Source organism: Pseudomonas sp. Irchel 3H3, from assembly GCF_900187635.1.
In the GTDB taxonomy this organism is placed as follows: Bacteria; Pseudomonadota; Gammaproteobacteria; order Pseudomonadales; family Pseudomonadaceae; genus Aquipseudomonas.
Genome location: NZ_FYEC01000033.1, coordinates 1 through 25,294 on the forward strand (window position 1 = coordinate 1; position 25,294 = coordinate 25,294).

Genomic DNA, 25,294 nt, shown 5'->3' on the forward strand with positions numbered 1-25,294 from the left:
GCCCCGTTGACCACGCTGGCCGAACGCAGGCTTGAATCCGTGGGTAACCCGGCAGGACGCCGGGTTAGCCGCCCCGCGCCATGGATGGCGCGTGGCGGCGGCCCACGGATTCAAGCCGGAGTGAGGGAACACCGAGCCCAAGCGAGGTGCCAAGTGGTGGGGCAAGAGCCTTTTGCTTACTTTTGGGCTCCAAAAGTGAGCCGCTGTAAGAGCGGAACCATAGGTGGCCGTTACCGAAGAAATGGATATGTACTCGGCCTAATCCCACACCCCGGTCGGCCCAGAGGCCGCCACGGGAGCAAGTCCACGTAGATACCTATGCCCATCGCGGGCAAGCCCGCTCCCACCGGCAAAGTGTTGGGTCGATGGCCGTTTGATCCAGCCAATAGGGCCAAACCCCGAGGTTTATGGCAAACTTCGCGCCTATAAACGCCGGTCCCGCGGTTTTGCGTGTCTGCAGGCCAGGACGGATCGGAATAAAGCGACGCCAGGTCGATGCCCACTGACGGGATACGACCCTTTATGTATTGGTACGTCGGTGCCAATGCTTTCTGCCTGAACAGATTAGAGAAACGAGCATGCATAACGTCGTCATCAGCGGCACCGGCCTGTATACCCCGGCCAACAGCATCTCCAACGAAGAGCTGGTGCAGTCTTTCAATACTTACGTCGCCCAGTTCAACGCCGAAAACGCCCAGGCCATCGAGCGTGGCGAAGTCGAGGCGCTGACCGAGTCCAGCGCTGCCTTTATCGAAAAAGCTTCCGGGATCAAGAGCCGCTTTGTCATGGACAAGGAAGGCATTCTCGACCCCGCGCGCATGGCGCCACGCCTGCCTGAGCGCTCCAACGACGAATGGTCGGTGCTCTGCCAGATGGCCATCGGCGCTGCCGAACAAGCCCTGCAACGTGCCGGCAAGACCGCCGCGGACATCGACGGGGTGATCGTCGCCTGTTCTAACCTGCAGCGCGCCTATCCGGCCATTGCCATCGAAGTTCAGGAAGCCTTGGGCATCCAGGGGTTCGGGTTTGATATGAACGTGGCCTGCTCCTCGGCCACCTTCGGCATCCAGGCCGCCGCCAACAGCGTGCAACTGGGCCAGGCCCGGGCCATCCTGATGGTCAACCCGGAAGTCTGCACCGGTCACCTGAACTTCCGTGATCGCGACAGCCATTTCATCTTCGGCGACGCCGCCACGGCGGTGATCATCGAACGTGCTGACCTGGCGACCTCCCCGTACCAGTTCGATGTGGTCAGCACCAAGCTGTTGACCAAGTTCTCCAACAACATCCGCAACAACTTCGGCTTCCTCAACCGCGCAGCCGAAGAGGGCATCGGTGCCCGTGACAAGTTGTTCGTCCAGGAAGGCCGCAAGGTGTTCCGTGACGTTTGCCCGATGGTCGCGGAGCTGGTGGGCACCCACCTGCAGGAGAACAACCTGAACGTCAGCGACGTCAAGCGTTTCTGGCTGCACCAGGCCAACCTCAGCATGAACCACCTGATCGTCAAGAAGCTGCTGGGCCGTGAAGCCACGGAAGAAGAGGCACCGGTGATCCTCGACACTTACGCCAACACCAGTTCGGCCGGTTCGGTGATTGCTTTTCACAAGCATCAGGATGATCTGCCTGCCGGCTCCCTGGCGGTGCTCAGCTCCTTTGGCGCCGGTTACTCGATCGGCAGCGTGATTCTGCGCAAACGCTGATCCTGCGTTAGCAAAATGCCCCCCACAGCCTGCGGTCGCACCGCGGGCTGTCGCTTTGCCTCCCTCGTAATCGCCCTATCTCGCGGCTCTCAGCCCGCTCGACGACGCGTAGCAGATTTATTTCGATTCGAAGTAAAAAAGTTCCGTTGTCATCAAATCTTTATCTAATGGCAACTTGCCTGCAATACGTCCTCGCCAAGATTCCCTCCCAACACAAGCGGGCCTGAACCGCGTGTTTCCAGCTTTAGACCACCAATTAGGGGAACTCTTCGATGATCCGTAAGCACTTCGCCGGTTTTGCTGCCAGCGCACTGGCCATGGCAGTGACCGCCCAGGCTTTCGCTGGCACCGTCACCTCTGACGGCGCCGATATCGTAGTCAAGACCAAGGGCGGCCTCGAGGTCGCAACCACCGATAAAGAATTCAGCTTCAAACTGGGCGGCCGCGTGCAGGCGGACTACAGCCAGTTCGACGGCATCTACACCAAGAATGGTGACACTGCGGATGCGGCCTACTTGCGTCGCGCGTTCCTGGAATTGTCCGGTGTGCTCTACACCGACTGGGCCTACACCGTAAGCTACGACTTCTCCCACAACAGCGGCGACTCTGACAACGGCTACTTCGACGAAGCGTCCCTGGCCTACAACGGCTTCAAGCCGGTGTCGATCAAGGTCGGCCGTTTTGACCCGGACTTCGGCCTGGAAAAAGCCACCAGCTCCAAGTGGGTCACCGCGCCAGAGCGCAACATGGCCTATGACATGGTCGACTGGGCCAACGGTCACCAGAATGGCCTGGGCCTGCAAGCCTCGAGCACCTTTGCCGAGTCGTTCTATGCCTCTGCCGGCGTGTTCAGCAAGGACACCGACGACACTGACGGCAACAGCGTCAAGCAGGTCAACGGGCGCTTCGTCTTCGCCCCGATGCACGATGCCGGCAATGTCCTGCACTTCGGCCTGAACCTGGCGTCGCGTGATGTCTCGGATACGGCCTTCGACTCCCGTTATCGCACCCGGATGGGCATGCGTGGCGTGGAAACCCTGGGCGGCAACGATGCGGGCAGCAACGGCAACCGTCCGGTGCTGGGTGGCAGCTCCTCGTCGCCAGCCGGTTCTTTCGACCGCGACGACGCATTGGGTCTGGAAGCGGCCTTCGCCATGGGCCCAGCCTCGATCCAGGGTGAATACGTCACCCGCAAGACCAAGGCCGACGACAGCGCCTATGAAGACATCAAGGGCCACGGCTTCTACGTACAGGGCGCCTACACCCTGACTGGCGAATCGCGCGGCTATAAAGTCGGCAAGTTCGACGCAATCAAGCCGGCCAACAAGTCGATTGGTGCCTGGGAAGTGTTCTATCGCTACGACAGCCTGACCGTCGAAGACGACAACATCACCACCGCCACCCTGACCCGAGACGTCGGCGATGCCGAAGCCAAGGTGCACACCCTGGGTGTCAACTGGTACGCCAACGAAGCAGTGAAGATCTCCGCGGCCTACCTCAACGCCAAGACCGAGAAGGTCACCAACGCCACCGCAGCCAGCGGTACGACCCCGGCACAACGTACTGGCGATGACAACGGCGACGGTTTCGTGGTCCGCGCGCAATACGTGTTCTAAATCGCAGCACCCGCAGCACGAGCTCTTACTTCATCCGTTAAAGCTCCTTTCGTTTCCCCCGCCTCGGCGGGGTTTTTTTTATTTCGGCAAGCCTCAGGGATGGGCGATACTCGGCAGGTCTTGGGGTTGTGCCTGCGGGGAACAGAATGCCGTTACATGTTTTGGACAGTCTGTCCGCCATTGCGCCGACAGAGTGGGACGCCCTGGTACCCGACACTCAGCCGTTTCTGCGGCATGCTTTTCTCAGCAGCCTGGAAGACAGTGCCAGCCTCGGCCCGCACTCGGGCTGGCAGCCGGAACACCTGCTGCACATCGAAGACGGTCGCTTGCTGGCAGCGTTGCCCAGTTACCGCAAATGGCACTCCTATGGCGAGTACGTGTTCGACCACGCCTGGGCCGATGCCTGTGAGCGTGCGGGAATCGCCTATTACCCCAAGCTGCTGAGCGCCGTGCCGTTCAGTCCGGTCAGTGGCCCGCGCTTGCTCGCGGCTGATGGGCAGGATGGTGTCGAGTTGCTCAAGAGCTTGCCGGGGTATCTGGAGATCGAAGAACTCTCCAGCGCCCATATCAATTTCACCGATGCCTTTACCGACGCCGCCCTGGCCCAGCAACCGGGCTGGTTGCAGCGCATCGGCTGCCAGTATCACTGGCAGAATCGCGGCTACCGGGACTTCCAGGACTTTCTCGATGTGCTCAGTTCGCGCAAGCGCAAGCAGATGCGCAAGGAGCGTGAGCAGGTGGCGGGGCAGGGCATCGAGTTTGAATGGCTGGAGGGGAGGCAACTGGATCAGGCACAGTGGGATTTTGTCTATGCCTGCTACGCCAATACCTACGCCGTGCGCCGGCAGACACCCTACCTGACCCGGGAGTTTTTCAGCCTGCTGGCCGAGCGTATGCCGCAAGCAATTCGTGTGGTGTTGGCCAAGCAAGGTTCACGGCCGGTGGCCATGGCTTTCAGCCTGGTGGGCGGCGATAGTTTTTATGGTCGTTACTGGGGCTGCCTGGCGGAGTTCGATCGCCTGCACTTCGAGACCTGCTTTTATCAGGGCATGGACTATGCGATTGCCAATGGGTTCCAGCGCTTTGATGCCGGTGCCCAGGGCGAGCACAAGCTGATTCGTGGTTTTGAACCGGTGATCACCCATTCCTGGCATTACTTGCGTCACCCTGGACTCAAGTCGGCGGTGCAGGACTTCCTGGCGCGTGAGCGCGTCGGGGTCCTGGGCTATGCCGAGGAAGCGAGGAGCGCCTTGCCTTATCGACAAGGCTGATCCTCGCGTCAGCGCGCCGCTCAGTTGTCCTCTTTGCCCAGCCAGCGATAGACCACGCCGCCAATCACCGCGCCCAGCAGTGGTGCCAGCCAGAACAGCCACAGTTGCTGGATCGCCCAGCCGCCGACAATCAGCGCCGGTCCGGTGCTGCGTGCCGGGTTGACCGAGGTGTTGGTGACCGGAATCGAGATCAGGTGAATCAGGGTCAGTGCCAGGCCGATGGCGATCGGGGCAAAGCCTGCGGGTGCACGCTTGTCGGTGGCACCGAGGATGATCAGGATGAACATCGCGGTCATCACCAGCTCAGTGACAAAGCCTGCGGCCATCGAGTAGCCGCCGGGGGAGTGCTCACCGTAGCCGTTGGAAGCCAGGCCGCTGGCCAGCTCGAAGCCGGGTTTGCCACTGGCGATGAAGTAGAGCAGGGCGGCAGCGATGATCCCGCCGAGCACCTGGGCGATGACGTAGGCCGGCAGTTCCTTGGCCGGGAAACGCCCGCCGACCACCAGCCCGAGGGATACCGCCGGGTTGAGGTGGCAACCGGAGATGTGGCCGATGGCAAAGGCCATGGTCAGCACCGTCAGGCCAAACGCCAGTGATACCCCCAGCAGGCCGATGCCCACCTCGGGAAAACCCGCCGCCAGTACCGCACTGCCGCAACCACCCAAAACCAGCCAGAACGTACCTACCAACTCTGTAGCCGAACGTTTTAACAGAGACATGAGAGTGTGCCCTTTCGAGTTAACGCTGCCTTGTGCCTCCGCAGATGGACTACAGAACCATCTCCAGAACCTTTGCTGAGTGAAGCAGGGTTTTTCTGGAATGCCAGTGTGAGGAAAAACCCCAGAGGCTCTGAGCAAGGGGCTTTGGCGGCTTGTGGGGGCATATCGAGCAGCAGTTTGTGGTAGTGAGCCTGCTCGCGATGGCAGTGTGTCAGGCGTCATTGATGTTGGCTGTGCTGGCGCCATCGCGGGCAAGCCAGCTCGCTACGATTCAATCGATGCCGACAAATCCTCCGGTCTGGTGCTGCCACAGCCGTGCATACAAGCCGCCGTGGGCGAGCAGTTCGGCGTGGGTGCCGCTTTCGGCGATCTGGCCGTTTTCCAGGACTACCAGGCGGTCCATGCGGGCGATGGTGGAGAGGCGGTGGGCGATGGCGATCACCGTTTTGCCCTGCATCAGGGTTTCCAGGCTTTCCTGGATTGCTGCTTCGACTTCCGAGTCGAGGGCCGAGGTCGCTTCGTCCATGATCAGGATCGGCGCATCCTTGAGCAGCACCCGGGCGATGGCGATCCGTTGGCGCTGGCCGCCGGACAGTTTCACCCCGCGTTCCCCAACGTGGGCATCGAAGCCGCTCCGCCCTTCGGCGTCCGACAGCAGCGGGATGAATTCATCGGCGCGGGCCTTGTGCGCCGCCTCCCAGAGTTCGGCATCGCTGGCGTCGGGTTTGCCGTACAGCAAGTTGTCGCGGATCGAGCGGTGCAGCAGCGAGGTGTCCTGGGTGATCATGCCAATCCGCTCGCGCAGGCTTTCCTGGGCGACGTGGGCGATGTTCTGGCCGTCGATCAGGATCTGCCCGGCCTGCACGTCGTACAGGCGCAGCAGCAGGTTGACCAGGGTCGATTTGCCAGCGCCCGATGGGCCGATCAAGCCGATCTTCTCACCGGGCTTGATGACCAGGTTGAGGTCGCTGATGATTCCGCTTTTTTTTCCATAGTGGAACGCCACGTGCTCGAAGCGCACTTCGCCACGAGTCACTTCCAGGCGGGGCGCCGGTTCGCGGTCGGTCACGCTGATAGGCTGGGCGATAGTCTGCAGGCCGTCCTGGACCATGCCGATGTTTTCGAAAATGCCGTTGACCACCCACATGATCCAGCCCGACATGTTGACGATGCGGATCACCAGGCCGGTGGCCAGGGCAATCGCCCCCACCGAGATCAGCGACTGTGTCCACAGCCACAACGCCAGGCCGGTGGTGCCGACGATCAACAAGCCGTTCATGGTGGTGATGACCACGTCCATGCTGGTGACCACACGACCGGCCAACTGGGATTTTTCGGTCTGTTCCGCGATTGCCTCGCGGGCGTACTGCTGTTCGAAGTTGGTGTGGGCGAACAGTTTGAGGGTGGTGATGTTGGTGTAGCCGTCGACGATCCGCCCCATGAGTTTGGAGCGGGCATCGGACGACACCACCGAGCGCTCCTTGACCCGGGGCACGAAGTAGCAAAGGGCGGCGATGTAGGCGGCGATCCAGGTCAGCAGCGGGATCATCAGGCGCCAGTCGGCCTCGGCGAACAGCACCAGCGAGCTGATGGCATAGATCAGCACGTGCCACAACGCATCCACGGCTTGCACCGCGGAGTCGCGCAGCGAGTTGCCGGTTTGCATGATGCGCTGGGCGATGCGCCCGGCGAAGTCGTTCTGGAAGAAATTCAGGCTCTGCTTGAGCACGTAGCTGTGGTTCTGCCAGCGGATCATGCTGGTCATGCCGGGGCTCAGGGTCTGGTGCACCAGCAGGTCGTGCAGGCCGACAAACACTGGCCGCAGAATCAGGGCAACCACGGCCATCCAGGCCAGCTCGGCACCGTGCACCTTGAAGAAGTCGGCATTCGGTGTGCCCTGGGCGAGGTCGATGATCCGGCTCAGGTAGCTGAACAGCGCCACTTCGACCAACGCGGCAAACAGGCCCACCACCAGCAGCGCGACGAAGCTGGGCCAGACCTGGCGCAGGTAGTAGGTATAGAAGGGCAGCACCTGGTCGGGCGGGGCCGCCGTCGGGGCTTCACGGAAGATATCGATGAGTTTTTCGAAGCGGCGATAGAGCATCAGTCAAACGCCCGCGTACGGGCTCTCCTTTTTTTGATGCGAGCGGCGCGATCAACCATCCGCTGCCGCTCAGGACGCCCTGTACAGCTTAGTCGATGCGCTTGGCCGACTTGATCAGCACCGGGTCGATCGGCACGTTCTGCATGCCTTGTTTGGTGGTGGTTTGCGAGTTGACGATGATGTCGACGACGTCCATGCCCTTGACCACTTTGGCGAAGACCGCGTAGCCGGCATCGCGGCCCGGATTGAGGAAATCATTGTCGGCGACGTTGATGAAGAACTGGCTGGTGGCCGAGTCCGGATTGGACGTACGGGCCATCGACAGGGTGCCACGCACGTTGTGCAGGCCGTTGCTGGCTTCGTTCTTGATTGGTGCCTTGGTGTCTTTCTGCGCCATCTGTGGGGTGAAGCCACCGCCCTGGACCATGAAGCCCGGGATCACCCGGTGGAAAATGGTGTTGGTGTAGAAGCCGCTGTCGACGTACTCAAGGAAGTTCTTGGTACTGATCGGCGCCTTGACCGGGTCCAGTTCGATTTCGATCTGACCGTTGGTGGTCTCCAGCAGTACATGGGGAGCCTTGGCTGCTTCGGCGGCCATCAGGTTGGCGGCGAACAGTACGGAGCCGGCCACGAGGGCGATTTTTTTCAGCATGGGTCAGTGATCCTGGGTAGTGGTGTCGACTGTGGTTAAAAACTCAAGCAGGGTTTGGTTGAAGCGGTGTGGCTGATCCAGCGGGGTGGCGTGGCGGGAATCGTCGATCACCACCAGACGCGCATCGGGCAGCAGTTTGACATAGGCCGCCTTGAGCGCCACCGGGGTGTAGTCGCGGTCGGCGCTGATGACCAGGGTTGGACAGGTCACTCGTGACAGTCGTTCCTCGACCCCCCAGCCAACAATGGCGTTGAAGCTGGCGAGATAAGCACGTTTGTCGTTTTTTGCCCAGCGTTCGGCCATCTTTTGCCGCAGTCCGGCCTGCTCTGGCTTGGGGAACAGCTTGGCGCCCAGGGCTTTGCCGATGGTGCCCAGGCTCAGCACGTGCATCAGGCTCCAGCGCTTGAACCATTGCCAGTAATCATCGGCACTGCGCAGCTTGACCTGGGGGGCGCTGTTGACGATAGACAGGCTCTTGAGCAACGCCGGTTGATCTACCGCCAACTGAAAACCGATCATCCCGCCCATGGACAGTCCCACCAGGTGGGCCGGGCCAAGGTTGAGGTGCTCGATCAAGGCCACCAGGTCGGCGCTGAAGCCGGCAATGCTGTAGCGCTCGCGGGGTTTGTCGGAACGGCCATGGCCGCGCACATCGGGGACGATCACCCGATAGTGTGCCGCGAGCTGGGGAATCTGCTGCTCCCAGTCCAGGGTGCTCGAGCCCAGTCCGTGCACCAGCAGCAACGGTGTGCCGTGGCCATACTCCTCGTAGTGCAGGGTGCAACCTTCATGCTCGAAATAGGCCATGGCGCAACTCCTTGTCAGGCTTGTTCTGGGGCGGCGAACGGGGCATCCAGCGGCGCGGTGTCGAAGGTGCGCAGCAGTTCGATGAGGATCTGCGTGGCCGGACCCAGGGGTTTGTCCTTGTTTGAGTAGAGATAGAAACTGGGGTTGCGGCTGCCACCCTGGTCCAACGGTAGCAGCTTGAGCACGCCTTCCTTGAGTTCACGCTCGATCATGTGTCGCGGCAGCCAGGCAAACCCCAGGCCGCTGCTGACGAAGGTGGCTGCGGTGGCCAGGCTGCCGACGGTCCAGCGCTGCTCGGCACCCAGCCAGCCGACGTCGCGTGGCTGCTGCCGGCCGGAGTCGCGGATCACCACTTGCAACTGGCTTTCCAGGTCCTGGAAGTTCAACTCGCGATTGAGTCGGTGCAAGGAGTGCTCGGGGTGGGCCACGGCGACAAATTCGACATCGCTCAACTCTGCCCCGAGGTAGCCGGGAATGCTGAATCCACAGATGGCCAGGTCGGCCACGCCTTCGAGCAGCACCTCTTCGACCCCGGACAGCACTTCTTCGCGCAAGCGCACGCGGCAACCTCGGCTTTGCGGCATGAACGCGGTGAGCGCGCGGACCAGCCGGGCACTGGGGTAGGCAGCGTCGACCACCAGCCGCACCTCAGCCTCCCAGCCTTGCTCCATGTGGTGGGCCAGGTCTTCCAGCTGGCTGGCCTGCTTGACCAGTTGCCGCGAACGCCGCAACAGCACGCCACCGGCCTCGGTCAGCACCGCTTTGCGCCCGTCGATGCGCAGCAGCGGCACGCCGAGCTGATCCTGCATGCGCGCTACGGTATAGCTGACGGACGATTGCGAGCGGTGCAGCACTTCGGCCGCCTGAGCGAATCCGCCGTGGTCGACCACGGCCTGCAGCGTGCGCCATTGATCAAGGGTCACGCGGGGCGCTTTCATGATGGGCTCCTCTTGTCCTAAGCTGGCGGCTTCCATTGGAGGCTGCCGAATGAAAAAAATCTGTTGTGTGCTGCTGGCGATGTTGCCGTTGAGTGCGTTTGCCTATCCCATCGATGTTGAAAAACACCTCAATGATCTGAAGATTGACTACACCACCTACGCCACCGACTACGACATGGGCTCCATTACCCTGAACAACTACGGCGATAAAGCTGCCGACTGCAAGGTGATCTTCCGCAATGGCCCGGAGTCTCCACGCACCCGCCGAGTCAGTGTCGAGCCGGGGCGCAGCGCCGAGCTGTCGGCCAAGTTCAGCCGCAAGATCATCAAGCTCTACCTCACGGTGACCTGTACCCCGAAATGATGGGCAGCGGGACGCTGTGGTTGAGCATACGTGCTTATAAACGAATTTATTGATGGGTTATAGCAGTTATTTGCGCTTTTTCATCGATATGACTCTGTTTAATCTCCACTCCATCGACTTACAGCATTCACCGATGGAGGCTACATCCCATGTCCCGCGTTCTGATCATCGAAAGCAGTGCCCGCCAGCAAGACTCGGTATCCCGTCAACTGACCCAGACCTTCATCGAGCAGTGGCAGGCCGCACATCCGGCCGACTCGATCAGCGTCCGCGACCTGGCGAGCCAGCCGGTTCCGCACCTGGATGCCAACCTGCTGGGTGGCTGGATGAAACCTGCCGAGCAGCGCACTGACAGCGAACAGGCTTCGCTGGAGCGCTCCAACCTGCTGACCGACGAACTGTTGGCCGCCGATGTCCTGGTAATGGCCGCGCCGATGTACAACTTCGCGATCCCCAGCACCCTCAAGGCCTGGCTCGACCACGTGCTGCGTGCCGGGGTTACCTTCAAGTACACCGCCACCGGCCCGCAAGGCTTGCTCAGCGGCAAGCGCGCCTATGTGCTGACCGCTCGCGGCGGGATCTACGCTGGCAGCAACAGCGATCACCAGGAACCCTACCTGCGTCAGGTCATGGCCTTCATCGGTATCCACGACGTCACTTTTATTCATGCCGAAGGCATGAACCTGGGTGGCGACTTCCAGGCCAAGGGCCTGGACCAGGCTAACGCCAAGCTGGCCAAAGTGGCTTGATATGTTAATCGCCAGATAATCGCTGGATGGTCTAGTGAACTGGCGTACCCCTTCAAGGTTGCATGCGCATCGAACCTCCCTTTGCACTTGTTGCTCCTGAGTGCTCCTGCCCGATTGCACGCTTTAGCGAGATCGGGCTTTTTTTTGCCTGGAATTTGCCGGCTGGTCAGCGTGTACCAGCTGTGCAAGCCGGTTTGTCCCACAAGGTTTGTGTTGGTTGGGTGTTCGCGATCAGGTCCAAAACCCGTTATCGTCGCCGCCATTGAAAAATGAGGCGAACATGGGCTATCTACTTTTTGTCACGCTGATCCAGGCGTTTTCCTTCAGCTTGATCGGCGAATACCTGGCCGGTCACGTCGACAGCTACTTTGCGGTGCTGGTGCGGGTGGTCCTGGCCGGGCTGGTGTTCATTCCGCTGACCCGCTGGCGCTCGGTGGAACCGGCGTTCATGCGCGGGATGCTGGTGATCGGCGCCTTGCAGTTCGGCGTGACCTACGTCTGCCTGTACCTGAGCTTTCGTGTGCTGACGGTGCCGGAAGTGCTGCTGTTCACTATCCTTACTCCCCTGCACGTGACCTTGATCGAAGACGCGCTGAACCGCCGCTTCAACCCCTGGGCACTGGTGGCAGCGCTGGTGGCGGTGCTGGGTGCCGCGGTGATCCGCTACGACCGCATCAGCCCGGACTTCCTCATGGGCTTCCTGCTGCTGCAACTGGCCAACTTCACCTTCGCCGCGGGGCAGGTGATGTACAAGCACCTGGTGGCGCGGCACCCCAGTGACCTGCCGCACTACCGACGATTTGGCTATTTCTACCTGGGCGCCTTGCTGGTGGTGTTGCCAGCGTTCCTGATGTTCGGCAAAAGCAACTTCCTGCCCGAAGCCCCGCTGCAATGGGCCGTGCTGCTGTTTCTTGGACTTGTGTCGACGGCGCTGGGCCTGTACTGGTGGAACAAGGGCGCCTGCCTGGTCAACGGCGGGACCCTGGCGGTAATGAACAACCTGCACGTGCCGGTGGGCTTGCTGCTCAACCTGCTGATCTGGAACCAGCATGAAGAACTGGGGCGGCTGCTGTTGGGCGGGTTGGTGATACTGGCGGCGGTGTGGATCAGCCGGTTGGGCATTCGCCAACCGGCCACCGCCACCTGAGGTTGGGCATTTACCCGCGCTGTTGTTCCTGCGGCGTGATGTGACTGGCCCCCAGCACCGCCGGCAGGATCCCGGCCCGCAGGTCGTTGCCGCTCGGTTGCTGGTACAGGCTCAGGCCAAACTCCGGCAGCACCGCCAACAGGTAGTCGAAGATGTCGCCTTGGATGCGCTCGTAGTCGGCCCAGGCGGTGGTGCTGGTAAAGCAATAGATTTCCAGCGGCACGCCCTGGGCAGTGGTCTGCATCTGGCGGACCATGCAGGTCATGTTCGGCTGGATCTGCGCATGGCTCTTCAGATAGGCCAGCGCGTAGGCGCGGAAAGTGCCGATGTTGGTCATCCGTCGACGGTTGGCGGACATCGCCGCGACGTTGCCCTGGGCCTCGTTCCAGGCCTTGAGTTCGGCCTGTTTGCGCGTCATGTAGTCGGTGAGTAGGTGGATACGGGTCAAGCGCTGTTCTTCATCATCGGTAATGAAACGCACGCCGCTGGCATCGATGAACAGGCTGCGCTTGATCCGCCGCCCCCCGGAGGCCTGCATGCCGCGCCAGTTCTTGAATGACTCTGACATCAGGCGCCAGGTCGGGATCGAGACGATGGTCTTGTCGAAGTTCTGCACCTTGACCGTGTGCAGGGTGATGTCCACCACATCGCCATCGGCGCCCACCTGGGGCATTTCGATCCAGTCGCCGACCCGCAGCATGTCGTTGCTGGTCAGTTGCACGCTGGCGACGAACGACAGCAGGGTGTCCTTGTAGACCAACAAGATCACCGCCGACATGGCGCCCAGGCCCGACAGCAGGAGTAATGGCGAGCGGTCGATCAGGGTCGCGACGATGATGATCGCACCGAACACGAACAGCACCATCTTCGCCAGTTGCACATACCCTTTGATCGAGCGGGTCCGGGCGTGCTCGGTGCGCGCGTAGATGTCCAGCAGGGCGTTTAGCAGGGCGCTGATGGCCAGCACCAGGAACAGGATGGTGAACGCCAGGGCCACGTTGTCGAGAAAATTGCGGGTGATCTTGTTCAGTTCGGGGATCAGGTTGAGGCCGAACTGAACCACCAGCGACGGGGTCATCTGGGCCAGGCGGTGGAACACCTTGTTGTTGAGCAAGTCATTGAGCCAATGCATGGCCGGCTGCCGGCCGAGCAACTTGACGGCGTGCAGGATCAGGTAGCGCGCCACTCGTCCGACGACCAGCGCCACCGCCAGCAACATCAGCAATGCCAGGCCGGAGTACACGCGCGGGTGTTGCTCCAGCGCGGTCCAGAGTTCTTGGGTATTGAGCCAGAGCTGTTTGAGATCCATAAGCTAAAACGATTCTTCTGTAGGTCAGGACGGGGTCGATTAGAGCATTTAAGCGGAGTCGGGTTCGGTTTTACGACAAATCAGCTAATAAAATACCCACTGTTTGCGACCGTTTGCATAAAGAAACTCGGCCTGAGCGCTCGAAACCGTTACCCTATGCAGCTGATTTTTTGTATTTCTTCGAGGTAGCACCCGTGTTTTCCCAATTCGCCCTGCACGAACGCCTGCTCAAAGCCGTGGCCGAGCTTAAATTTGTCGAGCCAACGCCTGTGCAGGCAGCGGCTATCCCGCTCGCGCTGCAAGGGCGTGACCTGCGGGTGACGGCGCAAACCGGTAGCGGCAAGACCGCTGCATTTGTCCTGCCGATCCTCAACCGCTTGATCGGCCCGGCGAAAGTCCGTGTCAGCATCAAGACTCTGATCCTGTTGCCGACCCGTGAGCTGGCCCAGCAGACCCTGAAGGAAGTGGAACGCTTTTCGCAGTTCACCTTCATCAAGTCCGGCCTGATCACCGGCGGTGAAGACTTCAAGGTCCAGGCCGCCATGCTGCGCAAGGTGCCGGACATCCTGATCGGTACGCCGGGGCGGATGATCGAGCAACTGAACGCCGGCAACCTCGACTTGAAAGAAGTTGAAGTGCTGGTGCTCGACGAAGCCGACCGTATGCTCGACATGGGCTTCTCCGAAGACGTCCAGCGCCTGGTCGACGAGTGCACCAACCGTCAGCAGACCATGCTGTTCTCCGCCACCACCGGCGGTTCGGGTCTGCGCGAGATGATCGCCAAGGTGCTGAATAACCCTGAGCACCTGCAGCTCAATGCGGTCAGCCAGCTGAATGCGACCACTCGCCAGCAAATCATCACCGCTGACCACAACCAGCACAAAGAACAGATCGTCAACTGGCTGCTGGCCAACGAGACCTACCAGAAGGCCATCGTCTTCACCAACACCCGGGCCATGGCCGACCGTATCTACGGCCGCCTGGTGGCGCAGGAGTACAAGGCGTTTGTCTTGCACGGTGAGAAAGACCAGAAGGACCGCAAGCTGGCGATCGACCGTCTGAAGCAGGGCGGGGTGAAGATCCTGGTGGCTACCGACGTAGCCGCTCGCGGCCTGGACGTGGACGGCCTGGACCTGGTGATCAACTTCGACATGCCACGCAGCGGCGACGAATACGTGCACCGTATCGGTCGTACCGGGCGTGCCGGTAACGATGGCCTGGCGATCTCGCTGATCTGCCACGGCGACTGGAACCTGATGTCGAGCATTGAGCGCTACCTCAAGCAGAGCTTCGAGCGCCGCACCATCAAGGAAGTCAAAGGCACCTACGGCGGACCGAAAAAGGTCAAGGCTTCGGGCAAGGCCGTTGGCGTGAAGAAGAAAAAGACTGACGCCAAGGGTGACAAGAAGAAGTCAGCCGCCAAGGCACCAACCAAGCGCAAGATCGCCAACCGACCGAAGACCGACGCCCTGTCGCTGGTCAGCAAGGACGGCATGGCCCCGCTCAAGCGCCGCAAGCCGGAAGCTCCAGCGGCGGAATAACGCGCTGCGCTGAGACGATAAAAACCCGGACCGGGCGCTCTGGTGTAGGAGCGAGCCTGCTCGCGATGAACTTGAGAGCGCCGCGTGGTGACTGAAACCCCGCGTTATCGTTCACGTCCATCGCGAGCAGGCTCGCTCCCACAGGGGCTGGCCGTATCTCCCTGACTGATCAGCCTCAGAATCTGCCCCGCGATCAACCGTCGGCCTTCTTCTCTGCGCTATCCAGTTCCTTGAGCCGCTGGTCAATCAACTGGCACTTGTCCGGTAGGTCCGCGGCAGCGGTGCCCAGGTCCATTTTCTGCAACTCGTCGTTGATTTCCTTGGCCTTGGTCGGGTTCTGCTCGGTGAGCGTGGCCACGCGCTGGGCCAGTTGCTCACGTTTGGCCGTGGCTTCTTCCGGGGTACAGGCCCAGGCGGGCAGGGCGCTGCACAGTGTGGCGACAAGGGTCAATTTCAGCAGGCTGTTCATCGGGTGGGCCTCCGGTGCCGTTCTTGGGTACCCGGTTGAGGGCCGGCCTCGGGGAAAAGTTCAGCCGGTTGTCATGAGTGGCAGCAACTGGCGCCAGCCGTCTCCTCGTAGCGGTCGTGATGGCGTACCCACTCCATGATCTGCTCTTCATTACGCCCCTTGGGCGTCAGGTCCAGGTAGTTGTAGGCGCCCACCAGCAAGTCCAGGCCGCGGGCGTAGGTGGAGTAGGTATGGAAAATCTCGCCGGTTTCGTTGCGATAAAACACACTGAGGCCGGGGAGTTCTTCTTCGGCGCTGTCGGACTTTTCGTAGTTGTAGGTTGCGGAGCCGGCCGCCAGCTCTTCCGCGCGGGCCGAGACGCCGAAGTCGTAGTTGAAATCGCAACCTTCTGACGACAGCCAGTCGAACTTCCAGCCCATGCGCTGTTTGAAGGCCTGTAACTGCGCCAGCGGCGCGTGGGACACCGCCACCAGGGCCACGTCATGGTGAGACAGGTGCTGGTTGGCGCCGTCGATGTGGTCCGCGAGGAAGGAGCAGCCCGGGCAACCTTCGTCCCAGCCGTCGCCATACATGAAGTGGTAGATGACCAGTTGGCTGCGACCGCCAAACAGGTCGCCCAGGCCCAGTTCCCCCGTTGCGCCCTGGAAGCGATAACCCTTGTCGATTTTCACCCAGGGCAGGGCGCGGCGCTCGGCGCTGAGCTTGTCCCGTTCGCGGGTGAAGGCTTTTTCGTGTGCCAGGTGTTGGCGGCGGGCAGCCAGCCATTGCTCCCGGGACACCACCGGGTGATCGTGAATGTGCATGCTGTGTTCTCCTGCCTGCTGAGGTGAAAGTCGATCCGCGCTGCGCGGTTGCACCGTCCTGCATCATCTAGTCGTCTGGTCGCGCAAGATTCGACATACCGTCGGTCGGGAGCGGCAAAAATCCCGGCTGAACGGCTACCGATCGCACCGGTCACAACCTATGCAGACCCTCTCACTTGCAGTTTTGGAGGTTGAATCAGGATGACGACTTATAACTGGGACTTGATCGAACGGCTGTTGCACGAAGTGCAGAATAGCGCTGGCCACAGCTTTACCCCGCGCCCCTACGCCGAACAGCACGCCGCAGCCAAGGCTGCCGAAGGCGAGTCGACCGGCAATCTGGACGAGTTGAAGGTGACGGCCACCGAGTATGAAAAGCTGCTGCTGGACCGTGGCTTCATCGAATCGCGCCCTGAGGATCAGGGTGGCAATGGTGAAAACTTCATCCTGACACCCCGCGGTTCGAGCTTGCTGAGCCTGCTCGACAGTAGCATTCCGGGCAACGAGCACCCTCGCCAAGTGCTGGATGAACAGGCTGATGGGCTGGATCCGCTGACCTTTGATGAAGTGGCGGGCAAGGCGCAGATCGCCTGACCGGCTAGCGGTCACAGGGTCATGGCTGCGCTCAGGCTTTGAGGCATTTCAGGGCTTTCAAGTCGCTGCGCAGCTTTTCAATCTTTTGCACCAGGTGCTGGCGTTGCTCGGCTGTGCTTTGGTCCATGAGGTCGACGAGCAGGCTGCGCGCCTGGGCTTCGGTGTCGCTGAAGGCCTGGCGGTAGGCGGGGGTCCACAGGCTTTCGCGGTCTACCAGCAGGGTTTCGATCCGCGGGGCAAAATCGGCGCTCTGGCGTTGCGCCATGGCGGCGCTGAACTGCGCCTGCCAATGGGCGCGGTTGGCGATCCATTGCTGGTTCTGCTCGCCGAGCGCGGTGGACCAAGCCACCACGCGTGCTTTCTGCGCTTGATTGAGAGGCCCTAGCCAGTCGCTCAGGCGCTTGTCCATGCGTGCGCCGCGTTGACGGATTTGCTGGGCCAGCGGTGGCTTGAGGTATTTGTCCTGGCGTTCACGCAAGTCTTTGGCGAAGGCCTGGTTCATCTCCTTGACCTGTTGATCACTCATGCCCTGCAACAGCTCAACCGCCGAGGGGGTGATTTGCCGGGCGGTCAGGGCGATTGCCTGCCTGGCTTCCAGGGTGCGACTTTGCAACGCGCTGTCGCTGACCTGGTTGCTGGCGACCATCTGCTGCAGCTGGCCCAGCCATTCGAGGTAACCCGGCATCTGGGTCGAGCAGTGCCAGCTTAGTGTTTGTTTGAGGCGTGTGCCGAGCCAGTCCTTCTGCTGGCTGTTCATGTCCAGGTAGTCGTCGAGCGTCCAGGGAATCAGCACGTCGAGGTTGCGATAGGCCAGGTCCACACGGTTGCAGGCCGTCAGTGCCAGGCACAGGCTCAGGAGCAGACTCAGGTGGTGCAACCAGCGCGTCATGGGCCAATCCTTGCGAAGGTGTTGTCCTGGTATCTGAACGCGTAAACCGGGTGGCAGTTCAGCCCTTCAATAGAACGAGCGTTCAGCCTTGAAGGTGAGCAGGCCGTCGCATTGGCTGTTGTGCCCGGAATAGGCGCTGCACCCGTTGCCATTGAGGTTTGAATCACTGTAGATCAGGTTCAGGTCGATGCCCAACCACGGTCGCGAAAGCTTGACCGACCAGTCGTTGAAGGTGGAGATGTAACCGCCGTCGGCGATCGACACTGGGCTGTTTAGCCGGTGGCTGGTGTACTTGAGGCTGAGCCCGATGCCGAAGGGTTCGTTACCACTGAGATTGGCGAACAGCGTGCTATTGCGTCGGTCGGGATCGTTGCTGAAGGCGGCGCCGAAGCGGCTGCCGAGCAGGGTCAGGCCGCCGAAAAACTCCTGGCTGTCGAGGGTGTCCAGTTGCGGGTAGCTATAGTGGATCATGCCCACTTCATAGCCCAGGGTCTCGTCGAAGGGCTGTTTGAAGCCCAGGTAGGAGTCGACCTCCAGGTTGCTGGCTGGCGACAGGCCCATACTCGGCGCCCACTGGCCGACATACCAGCCGCTGTCATGGCTCAGGTCCAGGCCGCCATGGAAGGACCCGCTGCTGGACGGCTTGACCAGGCCCTGGGCCATGCTGCGGCTCGGGCTGGTGCCTAGCTTGAGGTCGTAGTCACCGAGTTCGCGCTGGAATATCTGCGCGTCGGCGTGCATGCAAGCCAGCAGGCTGATCAGGAAAATCGTCGGTTTGAACATACGGGGGAGGTTACGGGTACTGCGGGGAGTGTTCCAGTCCTAGCGCTTCGATAGCCAAAGCGCTTAGGGACCAGGGTAACGCGCGGGGGTATTACTTTTTGCCCAGGGTGATCTGCTTGGATGGGCCGAATGTCTGGCCGCTGACGCCTTTGGCAATTTGCTGGATCTCGCCACCGGACTTGAGGAAAGCAGCAATCTGGTCGTTGATCGATTCGCTGGTTTCAACGGCTGGAGCTGGCTTTGCTTTGCTGTTGGATGCTTTTACGCGCATGGCGGCCATTAACCTGTAGAAAATTAACTTGGCCAGGCATCGTACAGGAAATACTTGACAATTGCTTGGTAAATATCCTCTGGAATAACCAGGGGGAAAGCTTGGTCAATACCAAGTTGCAGTTGTAAATATTCCCCTAAACCACTGTTTTAAATAACAACCTTGGTGTGCAAGAAGGTCAGTCTGGCACCTTGTCAGGCGTGACGGAGGGTTAACTGGCCTGACGAGCGGGGTCGAGCGGCCAGGCCAAACCCAGGAAAATCGCACCTTGCAGCGGAAAATTCACAGCCGGTCCTGCGGCCACCCAACGGCGGCGGCAAAAACGGGTAGAATGCCGCCCACGCAATGAGGGTATTGGAAATGGCTTTAGTCGGGCGCTACAACAGTTTGCAAGTGGTTAAACACACTAACTTCGGTTTATATCTGGACGGCGGCGCGGATGGCGAAATCCTGTTGCCCAATCGTTATATTCCAAAAGATATTCCCAGCGAAGATGAAGACTGGCTCAACGTATTTGTTTATCTGGACAGCGATGACAAACTCATTGCCACCACAGAAAAACCGAAAGTTCAGGTCGGTGAATTTGCCAGCCTGAAAGTGGTTGAGGTCAACAGCATCGGCGTGTTTCTCGACTGGGGCCTGCCCAAGGACCTGCTGCTGCCGTATTCCGAAGAAAAACGCCAGATGACCGCCGGTGAATACTGCGTGGTGCATGTCTATCTCGACAAGCACACCCGTCGTATCACCGCGACCGCGCGTCTGGACCGCTACCTGGACAAAACCCCGGCCAACTACACGCCCGGCCAGGAAGTTGACCTGCTGGTGGCCGAAGCGACCGACATGGGCTTCAAGGCGATCATCAACAACAAGCACTGGGGCCTGATCCACAAGAACGAAATCTTCAAGTTCATGCGCGCCGGCAAGGAAGAGAAGGGTTTCATCAAGGAAGTGCGGGCCGACGGCAAGATCAGCCTGAGCCTGCAGCCGGTCGGAGAAGAGGCCGCCACCAGCCTGAACTCGAAGATCCTCGCCAAGTTGCGTGACAACAACGGCACCTTGCCGGTCAGCGACAAGAGCGACCCGGCACTGATCAGCAGCCTGTTCGGTGTCAGCAAGGGCAACTTCAAGAAGGCCATCGGCGCGCTCTACAAGAACGGCCAGATCGTCATTCACCCGGACCGCATTGAACTGAGCTGACCCTCAAACTGGGTGATGGCTTGATGATGTAGGAGCGAGCTCGCTCGCGATGAACTCAAATATTGCGCGAAGTTTCAGGAAGTATTGCGTATTCGTTGACGACCATCGCGAGCAAGCTCGCTCCTACATGTCTCCATGGGTTCATTGCACCATTGGTTTTTGAGTAACTGCCATGTCCTCGACCCTGTGTGAGGTTGCCTGATGATTGCCACTCGGCGCAGTGTCGATGGCTTTGCCCTGCAAGTGATGTTTGGCCTGTGCCTGGTGTGGGGCATCCAGCAGGTGATGATCAAGTGGGCGGCGGCGGACATCGCGCCGGTGATGCAGGCGGCCGGTCGCTCGGGGATCTCGGCGTTGCTGGTGGGGTTGCTGATCTGCTGGAAAGGCGGCTGGAATCAGGTCAGTGCGACTTGGCGTGGCGGCTTGCTGGCCGGCAGCCTGTTCGGCCTGGAGTTCCTGTTCATTTCCGAAGGCCTGCAACTGACCACCGCGGCGCACATGTCGGTGTTCCTCTACACCGCGCCGATCTTCACCGCGCTGGGCGTGCACTGGCTATTGCCCAGCGAGCGTTTACGGGCGGTGCAATGGCTGGGGATCCTGCTGGCCTTCATTGGCATCGGCGTGGCGTTTGCCGGGGGCGTGTCCTGGGACAACCTGGACCGGCGCATGCTGCTGGGCGATGCGCTGGGCGTATTGGCCGGTGCTGCCTGGGGGGCGACCACGGTGGTGGTGCGGGCTTCGCGCCTGTCGGAAGCGCCAGTGACCCTGACCCTGTTCTATCAGTTGATCGTCGGCTTTGTCGGCCTGCTGCTGATCGCCATACTCAGCGGCCAGGTGACCCACGTGCACCTGAGCGCCGTGGCGGTTACCAGCGTGCTGTTCCAGGGGCTGGTGGTGTCGTTCTGCAGTTACCTGATCTGGTTCTGGTTGTTGCGCCGCTATCTGGCCGCCAACCTGGCGGTGTTTTCGTTCATGACGCCGTTGTTCGGCGTCACGTTCGGCGTGCTGTTGCTCGGCGAACAACTGACCCTCAACTTTGTCATCGGCGCAGTGCTGGTGTTGCTGGGTATCACCTTTGTCAGCGCCGAACAGTGGGTTCGCCGTCGTTTACGCAAAGCCCTTGGGCAACACTGACCGGGCGCAAGTTGATTTGGATCAATTCGGTAACAGATCTTTGCGTACTGAGGCGAGCATTGCGTAGGAGTTCGGACTACTATCTGTATGAAGCGTTTACAGAACCCGGTCGCTGGGCATTACCCTGAAGGGGGGCACCATGAAAGAGAAATTGCAAAACTGGCTCCATGACCTCGGTGTCGCGCTAGGTTTGATCGAACCACCTCTGCAACCCGTGCCTATTCGCACTGACGACGAACAACGCCGCCGCCAATCGCGCCGCCGGTAAAGCGCATGTTGTCGTAGCAGCTGCCGCAGGCTGCGTCCGCCTGCGCAGCAGGCGTAATCACTATGCCGCAGATCCTCCATCTGCGGCCCATTTTCCGCCGCTCGAAAACCTCCACTTTCTTCTGATTTACTTTTCCCCAGACGAAAAAAAACGGATGCAGCGACCGACGCTGCACCCGCCGAAGAAAGGTGTACGGCGTCTGGCCTGGGGTCAGATCGCGTTGGCCAGGGAGGCCGGGCGACGGGACGCCAGGCTGACCACGATGAAGCTCACCAGGCCGACCGCCAGGCTGTAGTAGATCGGCGTATTGGCATCCAGGCCATCCTTGAACATGAACACCAGGGCGGTGACGAAGCCCAGGCCCATGCTGGCGATGGCACCGGCGGTGGTCGCGCGTTTCCAGAAAATTGCCCCGATCAGCGGTACCAGCATGCCGCCCACCAACAGGTTGTAGGCCAGGGTCAGGGCGCTGATCACGTCGTTCACCACCAGGGCGATGCCCAGTACGGCAATCCCGGTCAGTGCGGTGAACAGGCGGTTGATTCTCAGGCTCGACTGTTTGCCACCACGCAGTTTCGGCAGCAGGTCTTCGGTCAGGGTCGTGGCGGCGGCAAGCAGGCCGGCACTGGCGGTGGACATCATGGCGGCCAGGGCCGCGGCAATCACCAGGCCACGGATACCGTCAGGCAGCGACAGTTTGACGATGGCGGCGAAGGCGTTGTTGACGTTGTCCAGGTCCGGAATCAGCACGTGTGCCGCCATGCCGATCAGGGCACAGGCCAGGCCGTAGAGAATGCAATAGAACCCGGCGAATGTTCCGGCGTACTGGGCCACTTTGGCAGTGCGCACGGTGAACACCCGTTGCCAGATATCCTGGCCGATCAGGATGCCGAAGAAGTAGATCATGAAGTAGGTGATGATGGTGTCCCAACCGATGGTCGTGAAGCTGAAGTTCGACGCCGGCAGTTTCAACACCAGTTCGTCCCAGCCGCCGACGCGGTACAGGCAGATCGGCAGCAGGATGAACATCAGGCCCACGGTCTTGATCACGAACTGGACGATGTCGGTCAGGGTCAGCGACCACATGCCGCCGATGGCCGAGTAAATCACCACCACGCCACCACCCAGCAGTACCGAGATCCAGAACGGCAGGCCGAACAGCACTTGCAGCACGGTGCCGATCGCCAGGATCGAGGTCACGCCGATCATCAGCGCATACGCCAGCATGATGATCGCGCTCGCGGAGCGGGCCATCGGGTTGTAGCGTTTTTCCAGGACCTGGGTCACGGTGTAGATCTTCAGCTTGAGCAGCGGTTTGGCGAGGAACAGGTTCAGCGCCACGATCCCGCAGCCCAGTGCGGCGCACAGCCAGAAACCGGAGATGCCATGCACGTAGCCCAGGCGCACGGTGCCCACGGTGGACGCGCCGCCCAGGACGGTGGCGGCCATGGTGCCCATGTACAGGCTCGGGCCGAGATTGCGCCCGGCGACCAGGAAGTCCTCGTTGGTCTTGGCTTTGCGCATGCCGTAGTAGCCGAGTATCAGCATCGCGGCGGCGTAGATGAGTACGACGAATAAATCTAAAGCCATGATGGCGTGTCTCCGATTGTCTTTTTTATGGTGAGGCAATAATCAATCTGTCGGCGCAAGGGAGTGCGTTAGCCAGGCGGTTTGGCGCATGACCGGTGTAACCCGCAACGCCATGCCCTTGCGGCATGGCGGATAAGTGTTCGTTGCAGGCCAGCCAATGGCCTTTGGTTGCTGGCGAAACACGATGGTTTCGCCCGCCTGGCTAATGCGTTGCTCCAGGCCCCGCGACCGGTTCAGGCCAAGGCTGTCATCCGGTCGGCGCCAGCCTTGAGCAACTGATCCTGTGGGGACCCTCAGCGATGGGCCACGCCCGGCAGTACGCAGAGCATTTCGTACAGCAGGTTGGCGCCCAGCAGCGAGGTGTTGCCGGTGGTGTCGTACGGCGGCGAGACTTCTACCAGGTCGCAGCCAATCAGGTCGAGACCCTGGCAGCCACGGACGATTTCAATCGCCTGGATGGTGGTCAGGCCACCGATTTCCGGGGTGCCGGTGCCAGGGGCCCAGGCCGGATCGATGCCATCGATGTCGAAGCTCAGGTACACCGGGCCACCGCCGACTTTCTCGCGCACTTCAGCCATCAGCGGCGCCAGGGATTTGTGCCAGCACTCTTCGGCCTGGACCACACGGAACCCCTGTTTGCGGCTCCAGTTGAAGTCTTCCGCGGTATAGCCCTGGGCGCGCAGGCCGATCTGCACCACACGGTCGCAGTCCAGCAGGCCTTCTTCGACGGCGCGGCGGAAGGTGGTGCCATGGGCGATCTTCTCGCCGAACATGTGATCGTTGACATCGGCGTGGGCATCGATGTGCACCAGGCCGACCTTGCCGTGCTTCTTGTGGATGGCCCGCAGGATCGGCAGGGTGATGGTGTGGTCGCCACCGAGGGTCAGCGGGATCACGTCGTGTTCGAGGATCTCGTCGTAGGACTCTTCGATGATGCGCACGGCATCCAGCAGGTTGAAGGTGTTGATCGCCACGTCACCGATGTCGGCAACCGACAGCGAGTCGAACGGCGCGGCACCGGTGGCCATGTTGTACGGGCGGATCATCACCGATTCAGCGCGGATCTCCCGGGGCCCGAAGCGGGTGCCGGCGCGCAGCGAGGTGCCGATGTCCAGCGGGATGCCAATGAAGGCAGCGTCCAGGCCGGCAGCGGTTTGCAAGTGGGGGAGTCGCATCATGGTGGCGATGCCGCCGAAGCGCGGCATTTCGTTGCCGCCCAGTGGTTGGTGAAGAATTTTGTCCACGGGTATGGCCTCATCGTCTTTGTTTTATTTATGGGGTTGCGCAGCGCATCGGGAATGCACGGGCACCTGTTGGGCGGATTCTGCGAAATGTAGTGGCGTAGAAGAATCGCTACCGGCAAATACTTAGTTCAGATTTTTCTAAACTAATGCTGACGGGGGCGATAGACTTCGCAGCCGAACGCAGGCTGCACCAGCTGCTACAGGGACTGTGTCGCGACGTCACTCGGAGCTCTGCCATGGCCAACGCTTTACCCGACCTGAAACTATTGCGCATCTTCGTCAGCGTGGTCCGTCATCAGGGGTTCGCCAATGCCCAGCACGAGCTCAACCTGTCGACCTCGGCCATCAGCACCTACATGAGCCAGCTCGAAGCCGCGTTGGGCCTGGTGCTCTGCCATCGTGGGCGGGGCGGGTTCAGCCTGACCAGCAAGGGCGAGCTGTTTCACCAGGAGACCTTGCGCCTGCTCGGCGAGCTCGAAGGCTTCGAGCAATACGCCGCCGCGCTCAAGGGCGAGTTGCGCGGTACGCTCAACCTGGGGGTGATCGACTCCACCGTCAGCGACAAGGCCTTGCCGTTCGCCGAAGCCATCGGCGCCTACACCCTGGAGCACCCGGCGGTGCATTTGCACCTGTCGGTAATGAGCCCCTACGAATTGCAACTCGGGGTGCAGGACAACCGCCTGGACCTGGCCATCGGCGCGTTCTCGACCCGTATGAGCGGCCTGGTCTACATGCCGCTCTATCGTGAGCAGCACTGGTTGTATTGCAGCAACCGCCACCCGCTGTTCACCGAGCGGCGCATACCCGAACAGTTGATTACCCAGCAACGCATGGTCGGGCGTGGCTACTGGAGCCAGGCCGAACTGGCCCGCCACGGCTTCAAACACAGCGCCGCGACCGTGGACAGTATGGAGGCGCAGTTGATTCTGGTGCTGTCCGGCGCCTACATCGGCTACCTGCCCGAGCACTACGCCCAGGCCTGGGCCGACAAGGGCGATCTGCGGGTGTTGCTGCCGGCCACCTTCGGCTACCAGGCGCCGTTTTCGATGATTGTGCGGCGTGGCCGCAGTCGCGAACCGCTGATCCAGACCTTCCGTGACTTGCTTAAAGCCCAACTGAATCAGGCCTGAAGACC

Annotated in this window: 25 protein-coding genes; 12 read left to right on the forward strand and 13 right to left on the reverse strand. The window is 60.9% G+C overall.

Going from position 1 to position 25,294, the window contains the following annotated elements; all coding sequences use genetic code 11:
- Positions 1-578 precede the first annotated feature (578 nt).
- The 3 genes from CKW24_RS24155 to CKW24_RS24165 all read left to right on the forward strand — a co-directional run bounded on the left by CKW24_RS24155 (position 579) and on the right by CKW24_RS24165 (position 4,587).
- Complete coding sequence (locus CKW24_RS24155) at positions 579-1,700, forward strand: beta-ketoacyl-ACP synthase III (protein ID WP_095170898.1); 1,122 nt, start codon at positions 579-581, stop codon at positions 1,698-1,700.
- Between the two features lie 272 nt (positions 1,701-1,972).
- On the forward strand, positions 1,973-3,316 hold the full coding sequence (locus tag CKW24_RS24160; protein ID WP_095170900.1) for an OprO/OprP family phosphate-selective porin: 1,344 nt from the start codon (positions 1,973-1,975) through the stop codon (positions 3,314-3,316).
- A 146-nt stretch (positions 3,317-3,462) separates the two neighbouring features.
- Positions 3,463-4,587, forward strand: a complete 1,125-nt coding sequence (locus CKW24_RS24165; RefSeq protein WP_095170902.1) for a GNAT family N-acetyltransferase — start codon at positions 3,463-3,465, stop codon at positions 4,585-4,587.
- A 20-nt stretch (positions 4,588-4,607) separates the two neighbouring features.
- Here the strand turns inward: CKW24_RS24165 and aqpZ are convergent, their stop codons facing one another.
- The 5 genes from aqpZ to CKW24_RS24190 form a co-directional block, all read right to left on the reverse strand.
- Positions 4,608-5,306 carry an aquaporin Z gene (aqpZ, locus tag CKW24_RS24170; RefSeq protein ID WP_095170905.1) on the reverse strand — a complete coding sequence of 233 codons (699 nt, stop codon included), beginning with the start codon at positions 5,304-5,306 and terminating at the stop codon, positions 4,608-4,610.
- Between the two features lie 271 nt (positions 5,307-5,577).
- Positions 5,578-7,410 carry an ABC transporter ATP-binding protein gene (locus CKW24_RS24175; protein ID WP_095170907.1) on the reverse strand — a complete coding sequence of 611 codons (1,833 nt, stop codon included), beginning with the start codon at positions 7,408-7,410 and terminating at the stop codon, positions 5,578-5,580.
- Positions 7,411-7,498: 88 nt separating this feature from the next.
- Positions 7,499-8,062, reverse strand: coding sequence for a peptidylprolyl isomerase (locus CKW24_RS24180; protein WP_095170909.1), 564 nt, complete (start codon positions 8,060-8,062; stop codon positions 7,499-7,501).
- 3 nt (positions 8,063-8,065) lie between these two features.
- The gene (locus tag CKW24_RS24185) at positions 8,066-8,869 is read right to left on the reverse strand and encodes an alpha/beta fold hydrolase (protein WP_095170911.1); all 804 of its coding nucleotides are present in this window, start codon (positions 8,867-8,869) and stop codon (positions 8,066-8,068) included.
- Between the two features lie 14 nt (positions 8,870-8,883).
- On the reverse strand, positions 8,884-9,807 hold the full coding sequence (locus CKW24_RS24190; protein ID WP_095170913.1) for a LysR family transcriptional regulator: 924 nt from the start codon (positions 9,805-9,807) through the stop codon (positions 8,884-8,886).
- Positions 9,808-9,856: 49 nt separating this feature from the next.
- Between CKW24_RS24190 and CKW24_RS24195 the strand changes: the two genes are divergently transcribed.
- The 3 genes from CKW24_RS24195 (at position 9,857) to CKW24_RS24205 (ending at position 12,067) form a co-directional block, all read left to right on the forward strand.
- Positions 9,857-10,171 carry a 3-phosphoglycerate kinase gene (locus CKW24_RS24195; RefSeq protein ID WP_095170914.1) on the forward strand — a complete coding sequence of 105 codons (315 nt, stop codon included), beginning with the start codon at positions 9,857-9,859 and terminating at the stop codon, positions 10,169-10,171.
- A 149-nt stretch (positions 10,172-10,320) separates the two neighbouring features.
- Positions 10,321-10,920 (forward strand): FMN-dependent NADH-azoreductase, encoded by a 600-nt coding sequence (locus CKW24_RS24200; protein ID WP_095170916.1) that lies wholly within the window; start codon positions 10,321-10,323, stop codon positions 10,918-10,920.
- 280 nt (positions 10,921-11,200) lie between these two features.
- Positions 11,201-12,067 carry a carboxylate/amino acid/amine transporter gene (locus CKW24_RS24205; RefSeq protein WP_095170918.1) on the forward strand — a complete coding sequence of 289 codons (867 nt, stop codon included), beginning with the start codon at positions 11,201-11,203 and terminating at the stop codon, positions 12,065-12,067.
- A gap of 10 nt (positions 12,068-12,077) precedes the next feature.
- On the opposite strand, the gene CKW24_RS24210 is transcribed toward CKW24_RS24205, so the two are convergent.
- The gene (locus CKW24_RS24210) at positions 12,078-13,376 is read right to left on the reverse strand and encodes a mechanosensitive ion channel family protein (RefSeq protein WP_095170920.1); all 1,299 of its coding nucleotides are present in this window, start codon (positions 13,374-13,376) and stop codon (positions 12,078-12,080) included.
- A 194-nt stretch (positions 13,377-13,570) separates the two neighbouring features.
- On the opposite strand from CKW24_RS24210, the gene CKW24_RS24215 reads away from it, so the two are divergent.
- Positions 13,571-14,917 carry a DEAD/DEAH box helicase gene (locus CKW24_RS24215; RefSeq protein WP_095080400.1) on the forward strand — a complete coding sequence of 449 codons (1,347 nt, stop codon included), beginning with the start codon at positions 13,571-13,573 and terminating at the stop codon, positions 14,915-14,917.
- A gap of 193 nt (positions 14,918-15,110) precedes the next feature.
- Here CKW24_RS24215 and CKW24_RS24225 read toward each other — a convergent pair whose 3' ends face one another.
- Positions 15,111-15,386: a hypothetical protein gene (locus CKW24_RS24225; RefSeq protein WP_095170923.1), complete on the reverse strand. Its 276-nt coding sequence runs from the start codon at positions 15,384-15,386 to the stop codon at positions 15,111-15,113.
- Between the two features lie 71 nt (positions 15,387-15,457).
- Positions 15,458-16,189, reverse strand: coding sequence for a thioredoxin family protein (locus CKW24_RS24230; protein WP_095170925.1), 732 nt, complete (start codon positions 16,187-16,189; stop codon positions 15,458-15,460).
- Positions 16,190-16,390: 201 nt separating this feature from the next.
- Here CKW24_RS24230 and CKW24_RS24235 point away from each other — a divergent pair, with 201 nt between their 5' ends.
- Complete coding sequence (locus tag CKW24_RS24235) at positions 16,391-16,783, forward strand: transcriptional regulator (protein WP_095170926.1); 393 nt, start codon at positions 16,391-16,393, stop codon at positions 16,781-16,783.
- A 31-nt stretch (positions 16,784-16,814) separates the two neighbouring features.
- On the opposite strand, the gene CKW24_RS24240 is transcribed toward CKW24_RS24235, so the two are convergent.
- The 3 genes from CKW24_RS24240 to CKW24_RS24250 all read right to left on the reverse strand — a co-directional run bounded on the left by CKW24_RS24240 (position 16,815) and on the right by CKW24_RS24250 (position 18,735).
- Positions 16,815-17,672: a DUF6279 family lipoprotein gene (locus CKW24_RS24240; RefSeq protein WP_095170928.1), complete on the reverse strand. Its 858-nt coding sequence runs from the start codon at positions 17,670-17,672 to the stop codon at positions 16,815-16,817.
- Positions 17,673-17,738: 66 nt separating this feature from the next.
- Positions 17,739-18,455 carry a TorF family putative porin gene (locus CKW24_RS24245; protein WP_095170930.1) on the reverse strand — a complete coding sequence of 239 codons (717 nt, stop codon included), beginning with the start codon at positions 18,453-18,455 and terminating at the stop codon, positions 17,739-17,741.
- Positions 18,456-18,546: 91 nt separating this feature from the next.
- Positions 18,547-18,735, reverse strand: a complete 189-nt coding sequence (locus tag CKW24_RS24250) for a hypothetical protein (RefSeq protein ID WP_030131898.1) — start codon at positions 18,733-18,735, stop codon at positions 18,547-18,549.
- 351 nt (positions 18,736-19,086) lie between these two features.
- On the opposite strand from CKW24_RS24250, the gene CKW24_RS24255 reads away from it, so the two are divergent.
- The 3 genes from CKW24_RS24255 to CKW24_RS28515 all read left to right on the forward strand — a co-directional run bounded on the left by CKW24_RS24255 (position 19,087) and on the right by CKW24_RS28515 (position 21,325).
- Positions 19,087-19,923, forward strand: a complete 837-nt coding sequence (locus tag CKW24_RS24255) for a S1 RNA-binding domain-containing protein (protein WP_095170932.1) — start codon at positions 19,087-19,089, stop codon at positions 19,921-19,923.
- A 201-nt stretch (positions 19,924-20,124) separates the two neighbouring features.
- Entirely contained in the window at positions 20,125-21,057 is a 933-nt protein-coding gene (locus tag CKW24_RS24260) for a DMT family transporter (protein ID WP_095170934.1), read from the forward strand.
- Positions 21,058-21,196: 139 nt separating this feature from the next.
- Positions 21,197-21,325, forward strand: a complete 129-nt coding sequence (locus CKW24_RS28515; protein ID WP_256585537.1) for a PA1414 family protein — start codon at positions 21,197-21,199, stop codon at positions 21,323-21,325.
- Between the two features lie 210 nt (positions 21,326-21,535).
- On the opposite strand, the gene CKW24_RS24265 is transcribed toward CKW24_RS28515, so the two are convergent.
- Both CKW24_RS24265 and speB read right to left on the reverse strand, forming a co-directional pair.
- Complete coding sequence (locus CKW24_RS24265; protein WP_095170936.1) at positions 21,536-22,915, reverse strand: sodium:solute symporter; 1,380 nt, start codon at positions 22,913-22,915, stop codon at positions 21,536-21,538.
- 293 nt (positions 22,916-23,208) lie between these two features.
- Positions 23,209-24,159 (reverse strand): agmatinase, encoded by a 951-nt coding sequence (gene speB, locus CKW24_RS24270; RefSeq protein ID WP_095170938.1) that lies wholly within the window; start codon positions 24,157-24,159, stop codon positions 23,209-23,211.
- 236 nt (positions 24,160-24,395) lie between these two features.
- Here speB and CKW24_RS24275 point away from each other — a divergent pair, with 236 nt between their 5' ends.
- Positions 24,396-25,289 (forward strand): LysR family transcriptional regulator, encoded by an 894-nt coding sequence (locus CKW24_RS24275; RefSeq protein WP_095170940.1) that lies wholly within the window; start codon positions 24,396-24,398, stop codon positions 25,287-25,289.
- Positions 25,290-25,294: the final 5 nt, after the last annotated feature.